This is a genomic window from Micromonospora sp. AMSO31t (genome assembly GCF_008868175.1).
Taxonomy (GTDB): domain Bacteria; phylum Actinomycetota; class Actinomycetes; order Mycobacteriales; family Micromonosporaceae; genus Micromonospora.
In genome coordinates this window covers 1-17,486 of the sequence record NZ_WBKT01000116.1, presented here as the reverse complement: position 1 = coordinate 17,486, position 17,486 = coordinate 1, and the positions used below count along the sequence as shown (strand labels likewise).

At 72.8% G+C, this 17,486-nt stretch carries 19 protein-coding genes, 1 tRNA gene and 2 pseudogenes; 11 read left to right on the top strand and 11 right to left on the bottom strand.

What is annotated here, in order from left to right:
- Positions 1-295: 295 nt before the first annotated feature.
- Positions 296-523, top strand: coding sequence for a hypothetical protein (locus F8274_RS32050; protein ID WP_225853915.1), 228 nt, complete (start codon positions 296-298; stop codon positions 521-523).
- A gap of 62 nt (positions 524-585) precedes the next feature.
- Here F8274_RS32050 and F8274_RS32045 read toward each other — a convergent pair.
- Both F8274_RS32045 and F8274_RS22315 read right to left on the bottom strand, forming a co-directional pair.
- A pseudogene (locus tag F8274_RS32045) lies at positions 586-744 on the bottom strand (FmdB family zinc ribbon protein); the annotation flags it as partial.
- Positions 741-1,388 (bottom strand): 5-formyltetrahydrofolate cyclo-ligase, encoded by a 648-nt coding sequence (locus F8274_RS22315; protein WP_151464317.1) that lies wholly within the window; start codon positions 1,386-1,388, stop codon positions 741-743. The pseudogene F8274_RS32045 and the gene F8274_RS22315, both read right to left, overlap by 4 nt.
- A gap of 88 nt (positions 1,389-1,476) precedes the next feature.
- Between F8274_RS22315 and F8274_RS22310 the strand changes: the two genes are divergently transcribed.
- The 7 genes from F8274_RS22310 (at position 1,477) to F8274_RS22280 (ending at position 8,568) form a co-directional block, all read left to right on the top strand.
- Positions 1,477-3,708 (top strand): diguanylate cyclase, encoded by a 2,232-nt coding sequence (locus tag F8274_RS22310; RefSeq protein WP_192579932.1) that lies wholly within the window; start codon positions 1,477-1,479, stop codon positions 3,706-3,708.
- 9 nt (positions 3,709-3,717) lie between these two features.
- On the top strand, positions 3,718-4,713 hold the full coding sequence (locus F8274_RS22305; protein WP_151464316.1) for a UTP--glucose-1-phosphate uridylyltransferase: 996 nt from the start codon (positions 3,718-3,720) through the stop codon (positions 4,711-4,713).
- Entirely contained in the window at positions 4,710-6,023 is a 1,314-nt protein-coding gene (gene glp / locus F8274_RS22300; RefSeq protein WP_151464315.1) for a gephyrin-like molybdotransferase Glp, read from the top strand. Before F8274_RS22305 ends, glp begins: the two co-directional genes overlap by 4 nt.
- An 88-nt stretch (positions 6,024-6,111) precedes the next feature.
- The gene (locus F8274_RS22295) at positions 6,112-6,720 is read left to right on the top strand and encodes a GNAT family N-acetyltransferase (protein ID WP_370518259.1); all 609 of its coding nucleotides are present in this window, start codon (positions 6,112-6,114) and stop codon (positions 6,718-6,720) included.
- A 178-nt stretch (positions 6,721-6,898) separates the two neighbouring features.
- On the top strand, positions 6,899-7,681 hold the full coding sequence (locus tag F8274_RS22290; RefSeq protein WP_192579931.1) for a hypothetical protein: 783 nt from the start codon (positions 6,899-6,901) through the stop codon (positions 7,679-7,681).
- Positions 7,682-7,773: 92 nt separating this feature from the next.
- Entirely contained in the window at positions 7,774-8,325 is a 552-nt protein-coding gene (locus tag F8274_RS22285; RefSeq protein WP_151464312.1) for a dihydrofolate reductase family protein, read from the top strand.
- A 166-nt stretch (positions 8,326-8,491) separates the two neighbouring features.
- Positions 8,492-8,568: transfer RNA gene (locus tag F8274_RS22280), tRNA-Ala, on the top strand.
- Between the two features lie 174 nt (positions 8,569-8,742).
- Here F8274_RS22280 and F8274_RS22275 read toward each other — a convergent pair.
- Positions 8,743-10,026: an NAD(P)/FAD-dependent oxidoreductase gene (locus tag F8274_RS22275; RefSeq protein ID WP_225853914.1), complete on the bottom strand. Its 1,284-nt coding sequence runs from the start codon at positions 10,024-10,026 to the stop codon at positions 8,743-8,745.
- Here F8274_RS22275 and F8274_RS22270 point away from each other — a divergent pair.
- Together F8274_RS22270 and F8274_RS22265 are read left to right on the top strand one after the other, a co-directional pair.
- Entirely contained in the window at positions 9,970-10,623 is a 654-nt protein-coding gene (locus F8274_RS22270) for a TetR/AcrR family transcriptional regulator (RefSeq protein ID WP_225853913.1), read from the top strand. The two genes, F8274_RS22275 and F8274_RS22270, sit on opposite strands and share 57 nt — an antisense overlap.
- A 121-nt stretch (positions 10,624-10,744) precedes the next feature.
- Positions 10,745-11,089: a VOC family protein gene (locus F8274_RS22265; RefSeq protein WP_151464311.1), complete on the top strand. Its 345-nt coding sequence runs from the start codon at positions 10,745-10,747 to the stop codon at positions 11,087-11,089.
- A 55-nt stretch (positions 11,090-11,144) separates the two neighbouring features.
- Here F8274_RS22265 and F8274_RS22260 read toward each other — a convergent pair whose 3' ends face one another.
- A complete protein-coding gene (locus tag F8274_RS22260) occupies positions 11,145-11,609 on the bottom strand; it encodes a DUF1579 family protein (RefSeq protein WP_151464310.1) in 465 nt (154 codons plus the stop codon).
- Positions 11,610-11,738: 129 nt separating this feature from the next.
- Between F8274_RS22260 and F8274_RS22255 the strand changes: the two genes are divergently transcribed.
- Positions 11,739-12,917: a low temperature requirement protein A gene (locus F8274_RS22255; protein WP_151464309.1), complete on the top strand. Its 1,179-nt coding sequence runs from the start codon at positions 11,739-11,741 to the stop codon at positions 12,915-12,917.
- A 403-nt stretch (positions 12,918-13,320) separates the two neighbouring features.
- Here F8274_RS22255 and F8274_RS32685 read toward each other — a convergent pair whose 3' ends face one another.
- The 7 genes and pseudogenes from F8274_RS32685 to F8274_RS22215 form a co-directional block, all read right to left on the bottom strand.
- On the bottom strand, positions 13,321-13,428 hold the full coding sequence (locus F8274_RS32685; RefSeq protein WP_151464308.1) for a hypothetical protein: 108 nt from the start codon (positions 13,426-13,428) through the stop codon (positions 13,321-13,323).
- A gap of 164 nt (positions 13,429-13,592) precedes the next feature.
- A complete protein-coding gene (locus F8274_RS32040; RefSeq protein ID WP_225853912.1) occupies positions 13,593-14,393 on the bottom strand; it encodes a G5 domain-containing protein in 801 nt (266 codons plus the stop codon).
- 274 nt (positions 14,394-14,667) lie between these two features.
- Positions 14,668-14,898 (bottom strand): DUF2188 domain-containing protein, encoded by a 231-nt coding sequence (locus F8274_RS22235; RefSeq protein ID WP_151464307.1) that lies wholly within the window; start codon positions 14,896-14,898, stop codon positions 14,668-14,670.
- A gap of 129 nt (positions 14,899-15,027) precedes the next feature.
- Positions 15,028-15,219, bottom strand: a complete 192-nt coding sequence (locus F8274_RS22230) for a general stress protein CsbD (RefSeq protein ID WP_151464306.1) — start codon at positions 15,217-15,219, stop codon at positions 15,028-15,030.
- Positions 15,220-15,330: 111 nt separating this feature from the next.
- Complete coding sequence (locus tag F8274_RS22225) at positions 15,331-15,738, bottom strand: hypothetical protein (protein ID WP_151464305.1); 408 nt, start codon at positions 15,736-15,738, stop codon at positions 15,331-15,333.
- A 257-nt stretch (positions 15,739-15,995) separates the two neighbouring features.
- Entirely contained in the window at positions 15,996-16,709 is a 714-nt protein-coding gene (locus F8274_RS22220; RefSeq protein ID WP_151464304.1) for a VOC family protein, read from the bottom strand.
- Between the two features lie 107 nt (positions 16,710-16,816).
- Positions 16,817-17,486: pseudogene (locus F8274_RS22215) on the bottom strand (DUF4352 domain-containing protein); the annotation flags it as partial.

The window sequence follows — 17,486 nt, the reverse complement described above, 5'->3', positions numbered from 1 at the left end:
GGGCAGGCTAAGCGGCGAACAACGCCCCCCGCCGCCCCCGCCGGCTCACCTGTGGAAAACCGGCCGACCTGTGGACAAGCACCGGGAGAACGTGATCGCGAAGAGCCCGACGGCCTCGGGCGGGCGTGACCCGCACCTGGCGTCGTTGATCAAGAGGTTTGCGTCGGCTCGGCGCCGGATTCTGACGCAAACCTCTTGATCAACGCGGGTGGGTGCGGCGGCCACACGTGCCCGGGACCTGGGAGCCGGCACGCGACGCAGCCCTGGGGATACGAAAAGTGGCCACCCGTGCGGGATGGCCACTTTGCGTAAAAGAAAGGAGCGTCAGGAGGAGCTGCTGGCCGCCGGCGCCTTGCTGGTCGACGAACCGGAGGACGAGCTGGACGACGCGGCGGACGAGCCGTTGCTCGACCCGGACGACGAGCTGTCGGACGAGCCGCTGGTCGACGACTCGGACTTGGCCGGCTTGCTCGTGGCGCTCGTGGTGCTGTCGGAACCGGACGAACGGGAGTCCGTCCGGTAGAAGCCGGAGCCCTTGAACACGATGCCGACCGAGTTGAAGACCTTGCGCAGCCGCCCTTCACACGCCGGGCACTCGGTCAGCGGCGCGTCAGAGAAGGACTGCACCGCCTCGAGCTGGTGGCCGCACGCGGTGCAGGCGTACTGGTACGTGGGCACGTTCTCCTCCGGATCTTGGCTCGGTCGCTTGGCACTCGACGGATTCGAGTGCCAATGGTGCGTCATGGAACCCGGGTTCGTCCAGCGGAAGCGCCTTGGGCCACACCCGGCACCGCCACCAGCCCCTCCGCGGGTGTGATCACGAAGCGCACCGGCCGGTCGTGCGGCTGCGCCGGAACCGCCTCGACCAGCTCCCCGTCGTGCAGCAGCGCCACGGTGGGGACCGTGGCGGGCACCCGGGCCAGCGCCCGGTCGTACGAGCCGCCGCCCCGGCCCAGCCGGTACCCCCGGCGGTCCACCGCCAGCGCCGGCACCACCACGAGGCCGGCCCCGGCCACCGCCGCGCTCCCCAGGGGCGGTCCGGTCGGCTCGCGCAGGCCTCGCCCGGCGGCCCGCAGCGACTCCGGGTCGGTGTAGGCGGCCCAGTCCAGGTCGAGGTCGTCGAGGAGCACCGGCAGCAGCAGTTCGGCCTCCGGCGGCAGCGCCGCCCGCAGCACCGCGGGCAGGTCGCTCCCGCCCGGCTCGGAGCCGACCGGCACGTACGCGGTCATCCGGGTCGGGCGCAGCCGGCGTACCAGATCGACCAGCTCGGCCTGGACGGACGCCGCCGCCTCCGCCCGGCGCGGCGCCGGCAGCGACCGGCGGTGGGCGAGCAGCGCGACCCGCAGGTCCCGCTTGGTCACATCCGCTCCATCAGAAAATTCCGGCACGCAACACTCCTGACGCAACGCTTGTCTCCCGGTCGCTCTGTGTCAGCATCGCAGGGAGGGGCGCGGTACTTCCGGGGGGAAGCCAGCTTTGACGCTACGTGGGCGGTTGACGGCAGCCTTCCTCACGGTGGTGCTCGGCCCCGTCCTGCTCGGCGCCTTCTTCGTCGGGTCCACCCTGAGCGCCGTCGACCGCGGCCGGGCCACCGAGCGCCTGGGTGTGGCCGCGGCCGGGGTGCGCACCTCCGTGGACGCCCTCTGCCAGCAGCTCCGCGCGGCGGCCGACGCGGTCGCGCTGGTCGCCGACCCGGCCGCCCGGCCCCGCGCGGCCGACCAGGTCGTGGGCCGGGGCCTGGCCGCCGCCGTGCTGATCGCCGACCCGGCCGGCCGCACCAGCTACGCCACCGCCGGCGGCCCGGCCGGGCCCTGGCAGGACTGCGCCGCCGACACGACCGGCCCGGTCCACGCGCTCGCCGCCCAGGTCCGGCTCCGTGACCCGGCGGGCGCCGACCTGGGCACGGTCGCCGCCGCGCAGCCCGTCGACCCGGCCTTCGTGGCGCGGCTCGCCGCGGTGACCGGGGCCGGGGTCACCCTTCTCGACGACCCGGGCCGGATCACCCACACGACCGAGAACCGGGAGGTACGCGCAGCGGTGCTGGCCGCCGCCCGCCAGGCGGACGGGGACCGGGTGGCCGGGACCGTCGACGGCCGGTACGTGCGCCGGGTCGGCCCGGCCCCCGGCCAGCCGCTGCCGCTGGTGCTCTCGGTGCCGGGGGAGCGTCCGCCCGGGCTCTACGCCGCCCTGGTCGGCGCGGTGGTGCTGGCCGCTCTGCTGGCCGTGCTGGCCGCCTGGCGGCTGGCCCGGGTGACCACCCGGCCCCTGGTCGAGCTGGCGGGCGCCGTGGACCGGGTCGCGCACGGCGACCTCACGACCCGGGTGCCGGTGCGCAGCCGTGACGAGATCGGGCGACTGGCCTGCGCGTTCAACCGGATGACCCGGGAGACGGGCAGCTACGTGGCTGCCCTGACCAGCAGCCGGGACCAGCTGCGCGGCCACCTGACGGTGCTTGGCGACACCCTGGCCAGCACCCACGACCTGCAACGCATCCTGCGGGTGATCCTGCACAGCGCGATCGCCGCCACCGGGGCCCGGGCCGGTGCCGTGCTGCTGCTCGACGGCGACGGCGCGCTGGTCGGCCAGTGCGTCGAGGGGCTGGACGGGCGCTGGCCGACCGAGGACCCGGCTGACCCGGCGACGCTGCGGGTGCCCGTCGGCGCCGGGGTGCTCGGCACGGTGGCCGCCACCGGGGAGCCGCGGCGCGGCCGGTGGGAGGCGACGGACGAGCCGACCGGGGAGCCGTCCTGCGAGACGTACGTGGCGGTGCCCTTCGCCGCTCCCCGGGGCGTGGACCCGCGCGGCCCGGACCGCCCCGGCCACCCGCCGGCCGAGTCCGACGACTCCGGCTCGGCGCGTCTGGCGCCGCGCCGGGACCTGGAGTCGCCGTCGGACGACTCGTGCGCGCTCGGTGTCCTCGCCCTCTACGACCGGCTCGGCGCGGACGAGTTCGACGACGACGACCTGGTCACCCTGCGGACCTTCGCCGGGCACGCGGCCGTGGCGGTGCAGAACGTCCGGGTGCACGAGGAGACGCAGCGGCTCTCCCTGACCGACCCGCTCACCGGGCTGTGGAACTACCGCTACCTGCGCGAGTCGATCCGGCGCGAGGTGGAGCGGGCCAACCGCTTCGGCCGGATGCTCAGCGTGCTCGCCCTCGACCTGGACCGGTTCAAACACGTCAACGACACCTGGGGGCACGCCGCCGGGGACGCGGTGCTGGTCGAGTTCGCCCGCCGGGTACGCGGCGAGATCCGCGAGGTCGACCTCGCGTTCCGGCAGGGCGGCGAGGAGTTCGTGGTGCTGCTGCCGGAGACCGACGCCCGGGGAGCCGCGATCGTCGCCGAGCGGCTCGGCGCGGTGGTCCGGGACCAGCCCGTGCCGGTGGCGGGGCACGCGGGGGAGCCCGTCCGGGTGCCGGTGACCGTCTCCATCGGCATCGCCGTCTACCCCGATCACGCGGCCGGCGGGCAGCAGGTTCTCGACGCCGCCGACGACGCGCTCTACGCGGCCAAGGCCGCCGGCCGCGACGGCTACCTGGTGGCCCGAGCCCCCGATCCGGTTCCCACCCAGGAGATCCCCGTGGTGGTCGCCGCGGTCAGCCCGCCCGACGGACTGCCCCGGGCCGGCGCCGGGGACGCCGGGGCGGGGGCACAGGGCGGCGCGTCTTCCGGTCCTCACCCGCCGCGGCAGAGCCGTGGCCGATAGTCTCGCGACATGTCGGAGCACTCAGCTAACCCCTCAGCGACCGCCGCGACCGGTCGCACCCGCGCCGTCAAGGCCGTCATCCCGGCCGCCGGCCTGGCCACCCGGTTCCTGCCGGCCACGAAGGCCGTCCCCAAGGAGTTGCTGCCGGTCGTCGACCGGCCGGTGCTCCAGTACATCGTCGAGGAGGCCACCCAGGCCGGGCTCAACGACGTGCTGCTGATCACCGGGCGCGGCAAGACGGCCATGGTGGACCACTTCGACCGCCGGCCCGACCTGGAGGAGCGGCTGGAGAACAAGCCCGAGCTGCTGGCCGCCGTCAAGCGCACCGAGGACCTGGCCGAGATCTACACCTGCCGGCAGCCGGAGCAGCTCGGCCTCGGCCACGCGGTCGGCTACGCCGAGTCGCACGTCGGCGACGCGCCCTTCGCCGTGCTGCTCGGCGACGAGTTCGTCAAGATGGACGAGCCGCTGCTGCCGGCCATGCTGGACCTCCAGGCCCGCACCGGCGGCATCGTGCTGGCCTTCTTCGAGGTCGACCCGGCCGAGACCTCGCGCTACGGCATCGCCTCGGTCGAGCCGGCCGGTCCCGAGTTCGGCGACCTCGCCGAGGTCGTCAAGGTCACCGGGATGGTGGAGAAGCCCAAGCCGGAGGAGGCGCCGAGCAACCTCGCCGTCCTGGGCCGCTACGTGCTCCCCGGGAAGATCTTCGACGCGATCCGGCGCACCGAGCCGGGCAGCGGCGGCGAGATCCAGCTGACCGACGCCATGGAGATCCTGCGCAACGAGGGGGTGCCGGTGCACGCCATCGTCTACCGGGGCACCCGCTACGACACCGGCCAGCCGCTCGGCTACCTCCAGACCGTGGTGCAGATCGCCGTCGAGCGCGAGGACCTGGGCGCCGAGTTCCGCAAGTGGCTGACCGAGTTCGTCAACAACGGCGACGAGACGGTCACCGCGGCGATCCTGAACGGGATGCGCGACCAGTCCGGCGGTGCCGGTACATGACCGCGACGGCCGACGCCGAGGCGGCCGCGAACGAGTTGACGCCGCTCGCCGACTACCTGGGCAGCGTGCTGCGCAGGTTACGCGCGCTGCCTCCGCTCGACCTCGACCTCACCCAGGCGTACGGCAACGTCCTCGCCGAGGACGTGGTCGCGCCGCACTCGTTTCCCGCCTTCGACCAGGCGGCGGTGGACGGGTACGCCGCGCGCTGGGAGGACATCTCCGGAGGGAGCCGGGGGCCGGGCTACGTCCCGGCCCCCTCCGGTATTCCCGGTGGCCGCAGCATCCGGCTGAACGTGGTCGGTGACCTGGGCGCGGCGAGCTGGCGGCCGGTCCGGCTCACCCCCGGCTCCTGCTTCTCGGTGGCGGCGGGCGCCCCGCTGCCCGTCGGCGCCGACGTGGTGGTCCCCGTGGAGTGGACCGACCAGGGCATGGCCGCCGTGGAGATCTTCCGCGCCCCCAAGCGGGGCTACGGCGTGCGGCGCGCCGGTGAGGAACTGCCCGCCGGCACCCTGCTCGCCCGCGCCGGCACGTACGTCTCACCCGCCCTGGTCGCGGTCTTCGCCGCCACCGGCATCGGTCACGTGGTGGTCCGGCCCAGCCCGCGGGTGGTCATCGTGGCCACCGGCGACGAACTGGTGGACGTGGGCCGGGGCAGCCAGCCCGGCCAGGTGGTGGACACCAACTCGCACGCGCTGACGGCCGCCGCCGCCGAGGCCGGCGCGCTGGCGTACCGGGTCGGGATCTGCGACGACGACCCGGAGGCGCTGCGCGGCCTGCTGGAGGACCAGACGCTGCGGGCCGATCTGATCATCACGACGGGCGGCACCGGCACCGGCCCCGGCGACATGGTCCGCCGGATCCTGTCCCGCCGGGAGGGCGGCCGGGCCGGGCCGGTCACCTTCACAGAGGTCGCCCTCTATCCCGGAACGGCCCTCGGATTCGGTACGGTCGGCGCCGAGGAGGTGCCGGTGGTGTGTCTTCCCGGTGAGCCCGGCGCGGCGCTGATCGGCTTCGAGGTGCTGGCCCGCCCGGCCATCCAGTTGCTGGCCGGCGCCGAGCCCGTGTTCCGGCCCAGCGTCCGGGCGCACCTGCTGGAGACGGTCTCGTCCCCGGTGGGGCTGCGCGAGTTCCGCCCGGCGCACGTCGCCGAGCGGCGCGGCGGCGGCTACACCGTGCAGCCGCTCGCCGGTGGGCCGTTCACCCTCTCCGGCCTGGCCGAGGCGAACGGCCTGCTCGTCCTCGGCGAGCGGGTCACCACCGCGGCGGCCGGGTCGACCGTGGACGTCCTCCTGCTGGACCGGCGCCGGTGAGCGCGAGGAGTGAGCTTGCGAGCCCCGCGGTCGCGAACGGAAGGCTGACTCGGTGAGTTGGCTCCGGCGGCAGCCGGGATGGCCGGCGGTGCTGGTGGACGGTCCGGTGGTGCTGCGGCCGTACCGGCGGTCCGACGCGACGGGCTGGTCGGCGATCCGGCGGGCCAACCGGGCGTGGCTGTCGCCCTGGGAGTCGCACCTGCCGGGCAGTTGGGACGAGATGAACTCACCGGCCGCGTTCCGCTACGTCCACGCCGACCAGCGCCGGTCCGCGCGGACCGGCGACGGCATGCCGTTCGCGGTGTGCCTGCGCGAGAACGGCGAGGAACGGCTCGTCGGCCACCTCAACGTGGGCAGCATCGTGCGGCGCGCGTTCTGCTCCGGCTACGTGGGCTACTGGGTGGACTCCCGGGTCGCCGGTCGCGGCGTCATGCCCACCGCGGTGGCCCTCGCCGTGGACCACGCGTTCGGTCCCGGCGGGTTGCACCGCATCGAGGTGAACATCCGGCCGGAGAACCAGCCGTCCCGCCGGGTGGTGGAGAAGCTCGGCTTCCGCGAGGAGGCCTACCACGTGCGTTACATGCACATCGACGGCGCGTGGCGCGACCACATCGGATACGCGATGACCAGTGAGGAAGTGGTCGCCGAGGGCGGGCTGCTGGCCCGTTGGCACCGCGTACGTGACAACCACGGTTGAAGGCTCCCACCCGCCACGCCCGGCGCGGCGCACGGTGAAGTCGGTCGGCGGCCCGTAACCTCAAGTAACTGCAAGCTGTGGCAAGCGCTGCCTGCCCGCACGATCTGCGCCATCAACGACGGGCGACGGAAGAAGTTGCGGTCGTGTGGCGCTCGCCCCGAACTTGGTGACGGGAGGGGTGAGGGTGCCGACCTCGGTGCTCCTCGCCGTCCTCGCCGCCGCCGGTCTGCTCGCCCTCGCGCCGGCGCTGGTCCGCCGGTACGACGCCACCGAGCGGCTGGTGGCGGAGCGGGCGCAGTCGACGGCCCGGGTGCTCCAGCGCCGCCGTCGACGTCGCACCGTGCCCGGACGGCGGCCGGTGCATCCGCCGCGCTCCCTCGTTGTCACGCTCAGTGAAGATGCCGATACGGGCAGTCTTGCCCGTCCGATGTCGGCACCGCCCGCCCGGCGCCGGCCGGGCCGGCTCCGCGCGGTGCCGCCCGCCCCCGCGAAGTCCCGCCGACGGCACCCTCCGAAGCGCCGGCACACCCCGGCCGTCTACCGCCGGCGCCGGGTGCTCGCCGCGCTGCTGCTGCTCAACTTCGTCGAACTGATCGGCGTGGTGCTGGTGAGCCCCGGATTCTGGATCAGCGTCTCGGTCACCGGCGCCCTGCTCGTGGCGTACGTCGCGCACCTCCGGCAGCGGGCCCTCGCCGAACGCCGGCGGCGGCGCGCGGAGGCTCGGGAGGCGGCGTGGCTGGCCGCCCGCCAGGCCGAGGTGCGCCGCGAGCAGGCGAGGCGCGCCGCGGCCCGGCGGGAGGCGCAGCGCCGGCTGGCCGCCCAGCGGGAGGCCGTCCGGCGTACCGCGATGGGGCTGGACCGGCCCGCGGACCTGCCGCCCACGGCGAGCGGTGGCTCGGTCTCCTACCGGCGCGCGGGTGGTCTGCGGGGGCGGCCGTACCAGAGCGGGCGGGGCGCCTAAAAACTTCTCGCCGGTGTTGTCGAATCCGGCGGCCCTCGTTCGACGGGTTGGTGAAGGCCGGTGCGGAGCCGGTCGCGGACAGGGAGCTTGTGATGGCCAAGATCGTGTCGAACTTCTTCATCTCGCTGGACGGTGTCGTGGAGCGGCCCGACCAGTGGCACTTCCCCTACTTCGACGACGAGATGGGCGCCGTCGTGGGTCGCGGGGTGGAGGCGACCACCGCCTTCCTCATGGGGCGCACGCAGTACCAGGAGTGGTCCGAGTTCTGGCCCAACCAGTCCGGGGACGACATGGAGTTCGCCTCGTTCATCAACTCGGTGCCGAAGTACGTGCTCTCCAACACGCTCACCGAGACGACCTGGCAGAACTCGCACCTGATCTCCGGCGACTCGGACCAGGTCGCGGCCCGGCTGCGGGAGATCAAGGAGCAGGCCGACGGGGAGATCGCCATGTCGGGCGGCGCCACCACGGTCCGGTGGCTGCTCGCCAACGGCCTGCTGGACGAGCTGCGGCTGCTGGTCCACCCGATCGCCGTGGGGCGCGGCCAGCGGCTCTTCGAGGACACGCCGACGTACCCGCTGCGGCTGCTGAACAGCTCGACCCTCAAGAGCGGGGTGCTGAACCTGACGTACGCGCCCGCCTGACGGCCGCTTGGCGATCTTGGAGGGTCTGGGCCCCCCTGGGGGCCTCTGCCCTCCAAGATCTGCGGGGGCGGCGGGGCGGTTCGCCTCGAAGGCGCGCGACCTGTTAGCCTTGTCGCCGGCCCGCCCGGTGCAAGCCGGGTGGGACCGACGCTGGTACGCCAGCGGAGGGGCTGTGGCGCAGACCGGTAGCGCACCTCGTTCGCATCGAGGGGGTCAGGGGTTCAAATCCCCTCAGCTCCACCAGACAGAAGGCAACGGCCAGCGGAAACGCTGGCCGTTGATCGTTTGGCGCAGGATCCGGCCCAACCGGGTCGGGACGAGCGGAGCCCGGGACGCTTTCCCGCAGCCTCCCGAAGTGCCCCGCGGACGATGTTGCAGTGGGCAGGACCGTCCATCAGGGCGCGGCCGGCGACGTTGTCAGTCTGCGGGCGCCGGCTCGGTGGGCCGCGGCGTGAAGAAGCGCACGATGTCGTCGGCTGCGGTCGGGGACAGCATCATGGCTTGGACTCGCGCGGACATCTCGGCGATCGGGTGGATCCTGGTGAACATCACCTCCTCGTACCTCCGGATCGCCGCGTCGGCGTCGGCGGGGCTGGTGGCGAGTTCGGCGGCGAGTTCGGCGGCGTCGAGCATGGCTTGGTTGGCGCCCTCGCCGACCGGCGGCATGAGGTGCGCGGCGTCACCGATGAGGGTGATGCCCGGTTGGTGGGTCCAGCGGGTGCCGGTGGGCATCGCCTCGATCCTGCGTGGGACCGGCGGGTTGTCGCCGGCTTCGATGAGCGCGGTGAGGCCGGGATCCCAGCCGTCGAAGATGTCCAGCAGGGCGCGCTTGCTGCGGTAGGTGTCGAGGTGGCGATCGTCCGCACCCAGGGTGATCCCGACTCGGATGCTGCCGTCGGCGAGGCGTTGTGCGGCCAGGATCTGGTTCACGCCGATGCACCAGAGGTTTCCGGGGCCGACCAGCTCGGCGAGATCCGGGTGGCGCCGGTCGGCGTCGCTGATGTTCAGCTCCACCAGGGTGGCCACGGAGGACAGTGGCGCGTCGGTCAGCAGCGACCGGACGACCGAGCGCGCGCCGTCCGCGCCGATGAGGACGTCGCAGTCGGCGTTGTGGCCACCATCGAACGTCAGCCTGAAGCCTCCGTCGGGTCGTGGGGTCGCCGCGACGAGCCGGTGCTGCCAGGCCACCGCGTCGCCGGGGAGCGAGTCGAGCAGAAGGTCGCGCAGTGCGCCGCGGTCGATCTCGGGGCGTCCGGCGAATGAACCGGGTTGTGGCAGGTGGTGCACGAGGGTGCGGCCGGCCGGGTCGAGGATGCGATGTTCCTCGCCCTCCGGCCGTGCCTCGGACCGGAATCGCCCGGTGAGGCCCGCGTCGGCCAGGGCCTGTTGCCCGGACTCCGGGTGCAGGTCGAGCATTCCCCCCTGTGCTCGCGCGGATCGGCTGGCCTCGCGTTCGTACACCGCCGCGTCGATGCCGTGCCGGTGGAGGATCCGGGCCAGCGTCAGGCCGCCGAGGCCACCACCGGCGATCGCGATTCGCATCATCATCTCCGTTACCGTACGCTGTAACTCGTGGATACGCCGTACGGTAGCGCGCCGTTGCCCGTCTGGGAACGGCCCGAGCCTCAGCCGAGAGCGGCGCCGGTGCCGCTGAGCCGCGCGAAGATCGCCGCCACGGCGATCCGGATCGCCGACGCGCACGGCCTCGACGGTCTGTCGGTACGCAAGATCGCCAAGGAACTCGGCGTCGGTCCGATGCGGCTCTACGACTACGTGATCAACAGATCCGAACTGCTCGATCTGATGGTCGACGCCGTGTATGCCCAGATCGCCGAGGCCGGTCAGCACTCCGGGTGGCGCGCCACGGTCCTGGCCATCGTGCACCGGACCCGCACCGTCGCTCTGGAGCATGAATGGTTCGCCGACCTGCTCGGCGCGAGGCCACACCTGGGACCGCACGCCCTCGCCGTGGGCGAATCGACCGCGGCGGCGCTCAGCCAGGCCCCTGGCGTGCGCGGTGTCGACGATCTCCAGCGGGCCCTGGGCGCCCTCAACGCGTTCATCGTCGGAGCGCTCCGCAGGGAGATCACCGAGCGACGCACCGCCCGTTCCACCGGCACCGACGTGTCCGCCTGGCAGGCCGCCCTCGGGCCCTACCTGACCCGCATGCTCGACACCGGCCGCTACCCGACCGTCGCCCGGCTCGTCATCGACGGCGCCCACCTCAACGCCGAGGAAACCTTCCACCACAACCTGAGCACCATCCTGGACGGCATCACCAGCCATCCCCACACCTGACCTATCGCCCGCAGGCCAGTACCGGCTGAACACACCTCGATCAGGCTTCCGGATCTGCCGGCCTTGCCGCTTTCTGGCGGGATCGGCGGTGCCCGGTCGGTCCCGGCACTATGGTCGGTGAATGATCAATGGCGCTCATGTGATCATCTACAGCCGCGACCCGGACGCGGACCGTGCCTTCTTCCGGGACACGCTCGGCTACGGCCACGTCGACGCCGGCCATGGCTGGCTCATCTTCCGGCTCCCGCCAGCCGAACTCGCCCTGCACCCGACCGAGGGCGAGACGCCCCACGAGCTGTTCCTCATGTGCGACGACGTCGCGGCGACCATGGCCGACCTGACCGCGAAGGGCGTCGAGTTCACGATGCCGGTGACCGAGGAGCGGTGGGGGCTGCGCACCGCGCTTCGGCTGCCCGGTGGGAGCGAAGTCGGTCTCTACGAACCGCGCCACCCGGTCGCGATCTGACACGGCCATCGGCGCATGTCCCGGAGATACGCCTCCGCGGACGACGGCCGACGCGTCAGACCCGGCGTACGTCGGTGACCATGACCGGATACGGCCCGGCGGCCTTGTCGGCCGTGGCCCGGTCGGCCGGGATCACGTTGTCCATCCGCATCCGCAGGTTCTCCGGATCGGCGGCGTCGAAGACGATCCGCCACGCCCAACCGCCGCCGTACTCGGCTGCCAGCTCGAACGTCGCGTCCGTTCCCGGACCGCCGGTCAACGACATCGGCGTCGGCTGCTGGTGCCACGAGTCGCCCCAGACGGCGACCAGCGAACCCTCCTGGTCGCCGGCCCCGATGACGACCAGGCCGTCCTGCGGCCCGTCGTCCGGGTGCGTCCAGGAGTAGGCGACCGAGGTCAGGTGCCCGCCGGCGGCCGTCGTCACGGTGAGCGCGGCCGGCGACCCGGCGAGCGGGTCGTCGGGCATCAACCGGAAACCGTTGGTCCCGGCCCAGGACCCGGCGAAGTCGGCGAGGATCATCCGCCCACCATAGGGGCGACGGGGCACTCCCGACCGCCGACGCACTGCTCCGTCTGACTGCCGGCCGCCCGAGCACCGTGGTACGACTGCGTGAAACCGGTGCGAAGCGGACAGGAGCGCGGGCGGTAGATGTCGATCGGTGGCTGGCGCGGACTGCTGCGGGGCCGGGAGGGGGAGCTGCTCCTCGACCTGGTCTTCGTCTTCGTGCTGACCCGGTTCTCGCAGCGCCTGATCGAGGACTTCACCACGGACCGTCAGGTCGTCCTGCCCGAGGTCGGCCAGACGGTGCTCCTGCTGCTGGCCCTGTGGATGGTCTGGGTCCACGCGGCATGGGTGACCAGCAGGGTGGAGCCCCAGCAACCGGTGACCCAGCTGCTGATCGTCTGGACCATGTTCGGCAGCATGATCATCGCGGTCACCCTGCCGCACGCGTTCGGCGCGCGGGGGCTGCTCTTCGCGATCACGTACGTCGCCATCCAGACCGGAAAGCCCCTCATCCTCCTGATCGCGCACCGGGACGTCGAGCGGCACAGCCCCGCGCGACACCTGTGCTGGGCCACCCTGTCCGCCGTGCCGTGGATCGCCGGGGCGGCGCTGTTCCCTCAGAGCCCCGCCCGCGGAGCGCTCTGGACGCTGGCGATCGCCCTGGACTACGCGGGACTCGTGTTCGGCTGGCCCGTCCCGAAGCTCGGCCGCACCGGCGCCGAGGACTGGCGCATGGCGGGCGAGCACCTCGCGGAGCGCTACCAGCAGCTCATCGTCATCACGATCGGCGAGACCATCCTGCTCACGGGAGCGGCGTTCGCCGACGCGTTCACGCCGGACCGGGTGGCGCCGGCCGTGTTGTCCTTCGCCACCGCGGTGCTGATGTGGCGGATCTACTTCCACCGGGCGGGCGCGGTGTTCCCCGCCGCCATCGAGGTCGCCGCCCGCCCCGACAAGCTCGGCAAGTCCGGCTACTACACCCAGCTGGTCATCGTGACGGGCATTCTCGCCGCCGGCGTCGGCTACGCGCTGGTCATCCGGGAACCGCGCGGCCACCAGGATCCGCTCTGGCTTGCGGTCATCCTCGGTGGGCCGGCGCTCTTCCTCGCCGGGCGGTCCCGCATGGAGTACGAGGTGTTCTCCCGGCTGTCGCCGTCCCGGGTGATCGGACTGGTCGCGCTCGCCGCCGCGACCCCGGTGCTGATGCACCGCACGCCGATGTTCGCCGCCGCTGCCGCCACCGTCGTCCTCGCCGCGGTGGCGCTGTGGGACGCGAGGCGCGAGCGCCGGAACCCCGAAGAGGCGCCGTCACCGCCGCCGTAGCGATCAGCCCGCCCGCCGCGCCGCCAACTTGTCATTGACAAGATTTCGGGTTGCCCGGTAGCGTTCGGCGCGAACTTGACGGCGACTAGATAGGTCTACGGCCAATGACTCTCCTCGTTCTCCTCATGGCGCTCGCCGGTCTGCGCGGCCTCGGGGCCCTCGGTGTGCGCAGGCTCGCGGCCTGGCCGGTCGCCGCGGCGTACGCCCTCGCGCTCATGCTGGTCATGACCGCGAGCGCGCACTTCGTCCCGGCGGGCGTCACCGTCATGCCGAACCACGAGGACCTGGTCCGGATGGTGCCGCCCGCGGTGCCGTTTCCCTCGGCGGCCGTCTACCTCACCGGCGTCCTGGAGTTCCTCGGCGCCCTGGGCCTGGTCGTCCCGGCCACCCGCCGCGCGGCGGGCTACTGCCTGGCGGTGCTCTTCGTCGTGATGCTGCCGGCGAACATCCACGCCGCCACGGCGGAGGTTCCGTTCGCCGGCGAGCCGGCATCGCCGCTGTGGCAGCGCATCCCCGAGCAGGTCCTCTACATCGGAGTTGCGCTCTGGGCCACGCGCGGCGCCCGAGCTCTCCCGCTCTCGGGGGCTCCCCGCAGCGGCCCGGTCGCCGAGCCGACGAGCTGAGGCGATGGCCGCCCCCGCCGGGCACCGGATCGGTGCCCGGCGGGGGTTGCCGTCAGTCGCAGGCGATCCCGTCGCCGTCACGGTCCAGGTCGTAGATGTCGCTGCCCACGACCCGAACCGGCCCGTTGACATACGCGGGACCGTTGCCGCTGCCGCCCGCGCAGTCGACGTCGCTGGCGATCGGCACGCAGGCCCCGCTGTAGTTCGGGTCGCACTGTCGAGTCTGCTTGGTTCCCACGGCGACCACCTGCGTGACCGGCGCCTTCGTTACCACGGCCCGCACCAGCTTCTTCCCGGTCTGCACGCCGTCGGTGACGGTCACCTGGTACGTGAGGGTCCGGACACCGGTCACACCGCGAGTGCGGATATTCTTCGTGCCCTCCGCCAGGGAGGAGTCCTTGACCGTCCTGGTCGAGTAGGCGATCTTCTCGGTCGACGTGACGGTCCGGGTCTCCACCTGCGGGGACGGCGAATCGCTCGGTGCCGCCTCGGTCGGGCTCGCCACCGCCGACGGGGTGGCAACATCGACCACGGCCGGGGCGGGAGCGGCCGCCTCGCCGCCGTCGGGCGCGGAGGTGGCCGGCGCGGCGTCCTTCTTGCCGGTGTTCGCCGGCGTGTCGGCGACCGCGCCGATGGCGACGCCCCCGCAGCAGCAGAGCACCAGGACGCCGGCCGTCACGATGGCGACCTGCGCTCCACGGGAGAGTCGGCGCCACCACGACTGCCGCGGCGCCATGGTCGGATACTGCCCCGTCGGATACGGGAGCGCGCCGAACTGGGCGGTCGGCTGCTGGGGCGGCGGGGGCGGGGGCGCCTGGCCGCGCCACGGGTCCTGCGGGGGTGGGTACGTCACGCCTCTCAGTGTGCTTGCGGCCTCAACAATTGCTAGCGGCCTATCGGGCGCCCTCGGTGCTGACACCTCGACGGCCTGTGACGTCGGACGGCTCCGGCTGGTTGCCCGGAGCGACGAGTGGTGATCAGCTACCCGGCTGGCGGGAAGCGCTGGTCAGCCCGATTCTCGTCCGACCGCGACCCGGCAGGTCCTCAGACGAGTTCGGCGGTGGCGTCCTGTCGGAGGCCACCGCCGAACCTGAGCACTTCGGATCCGTGCCGTCGTACCCGACGGCTCAGCCCTTGATGTCGCGGGGATCGCGGCTGCGGGGGTAGGTGTTCTTCGCGCCGATCGTGCCGTCCTGCTTCTTGATCACATGCTCGACGCCGCGTTCGGCGGCCGTCTCCCGGCCCGCGGCTTCCGCCTCCGACTTGGTGTCGTGCACCGTGCTCGCCCGCTGGTTGCCCTCGGGACGGTTCTTCCACTGCCCGTCCTCGTGGTACGTGTCGATGTCGCCCTTAGCCATGTCGTGGCCTCCCTGGTTCACACGGTCGGTCACGAATATCTGCCCCGTCGGCAGCTACCCCGAAACGTCCCTCCTCGGAACGGCTGTGGGGTTGTGGCTAGATATTGGCCCGGCCGAGGCCGGGACACCTCAGGCCGTGAAGTCGTCCCGCGCGTCACCGGCATCCTGCTGGACGTGCTCACCGGGCCGCTTGCCCCGGATCTCGTCCTGTCGCCGTACCTCGTCCGCCTCGGACCGTTCGTCCTGGTTAAGGTCACCCAACCGCGCCCGGGCCGGGCCGGCCAGATCCTCGAGGTCGTCCTTCGCCCGTTCGACGCTCATGCCGCCTCCCCTGTCGCCGTGGGCGCCGCCGCGCCCCTCCGCCAGCGGCGTCCCCGACCGTCGAGCACTGAAACCCGGGGTCCCCCACCGCTTCCCGTCCACCAGGCCGCGTTACCCGGCCGGTTGCAGCAGCGCGCCGCGTACCGCGTGGAAGTCGGCGGTGCGGTCGGCCATCGGGCGCGAGGAGGTGAACCCGACCACCCCGAGCGTCTCCGCGTCCGCCCAGCCGCAGATCGTCATGTAACTGCCGTCCTCGGCGCGGCCCTGTCCGCAGCGGGCCTCGCCGCCGAGCGGGCCGGCATCGACCAGTTTGGTGCCGCTGATCCGATAGACCCGCAGGGACCGCTCCAGGGCGCCCGACGGGTCGGTCACGGTGCCGGACGCGCCGCTGACGTACAGCACGTCGGCGTCCTGCGTCTCACCCCCGTACGCCCAGCCGACGGCGCTGGTGGGGGTGCCGACCTCGCGCTTGAGCTGATCGAGTTGGGACCGGGCATCGCCGGTCAGTACACGGCTCATCGACTTCGGCATCCCGAGGAGGGTGTCCGGCAAGGACAGCTTCCGCTGCAACGAGGGGCTCGTGCTCGGCCCTGCGGACGGCGTCGCCGCAGGCTCCGTCGTGGTGCATCCGGCTGCCAGCAGCAGCACGGCGCCAGCCGTCGCGACGACCGTCCGAGCGGTCCTGGTCCGGCGGTTGGTCGCCATGATTCTCCTCAGGGGAATGGGGAGCGGTAGCTTAGCGACCGGTTCGCCGGCCGGGATGGGCGCGTGGGTGGTCAATCGGTGGCCGCGCTCAGGTCCGCCGCGTGCCGCAGGGTGGCGGCCAGCCGCTCCCGGTCGTCCTCGCTCAGCGGCACGGCCCCCGCCCGCTCCAACAGCTCCCGGGCGACCGCCGGCTCGTCGAGCACGAGGGCCAGCTCGGCCCGGTAGACCAGGGCCTCGACCTGGGCGACCGGGTCGTCGGCGGCGTCCGGGCGGGACAGCGCCGCGTCGAGGATCCGGGCGGCCTGCCGGTGGTCGCCGCGCGAGTCCGCCTGCACCACGGCGTTCGCCAGCGTCCGGGCCAGTCGCACGGTCGGGCCCTCGGCGGCCGGTGGCGCGCTGCGGGCCACGAACCGGATCCAGTTGCCGCCGGGGTCGACGATGCTGAAGCCGCTGTGCCCGTCCTGGTTCTTCCGCACCCGGGGCCGGGTCATCCGCGGCACCCCGGACACGAGCACCTTGCCGTAGGCCGCCCGCAGGCCGGCGGCGAAGTCGCGGTGGATCGCCACGATGTCGTCGACCAGGACCAGGCAGGAGCCGTACGAGGTGGTCGGGTCGAACTCGGGCATGCCGAAGAAGTGCAGGTGGAGGTCCTCGCGGTGCAGGGCGAGGTACGGGTTGGGTCGCGCCTGCCGGTAGCCGACCTGGAAGCCGAGGGCCTGGTAGAAGGGCGCCACGTCGTCCAGGGAGCGGCACGGCAGCAGCGGGATGGTCGTCTCGTGGGCCATCCGTTCTTCCTAGCGGGGCGCCGGCGGCGTTCGCACAGGGAAATGGCCGAACGGACGAGGGGCCGGTCCCTTTCGGAACCGACCCCCCGCTGGCGACGCGGATGTCGTTACGGCTTCCAGGAGCCCGCGGTGCGCAGGTGGTGCTGGTACTCCACCGTGCCGCTCTTGTTCTTGACGTCGAAGATGAGCTGGCCGCTGCGCTTGCTGCCGCTGGGCAGGTTGTTGCCCGAGCCCATCAGCTTGCCGCAGCCGGAGAAGGCGCCGCCGACGCCGCTCTCCTCGCTGCCGTCGGTGCCGATCCACTTGAAGAAGAACGGGTTGATCGAGCCGGTGCCCTTGGTGACCTCGGCGGTTACGTCGGCGATCAGGTACATGCCGTTCTTCGGCCCCGGCATGAACTCCTGGCAGGCCTTGTCCTTGGTGCGGAAGTTGCCGACCGTGATCTCGACGGTGCCGTCGTCGTCGTTGACGATCAGCTTGTCGCCGGACGGCATGTTGAAGGTCTCGCTGTCGGTCCGGCCCGGCTCCGGCGTCGCCGAGGTGCCGCCGGTCGGGGTGTCGTCGACCGGGTTGCTGTAGGTGACCCCCGGGGTGGGCAGGCTGTCGATGGCGTCCTTGGTCTTCTGCGCCCCGCTGTAGAGGGCGAAGATGCCGCCGCCGCAGCACAGCAGCAGCATGACCGCCACCACGATGCCGACGGTGATCCAGACGTTCTTGTTGGACTTCTTGGGCGGCGGGCCGTACCCGCCCGCGCCCGGGCAGTTCGGCCCGGTCGGC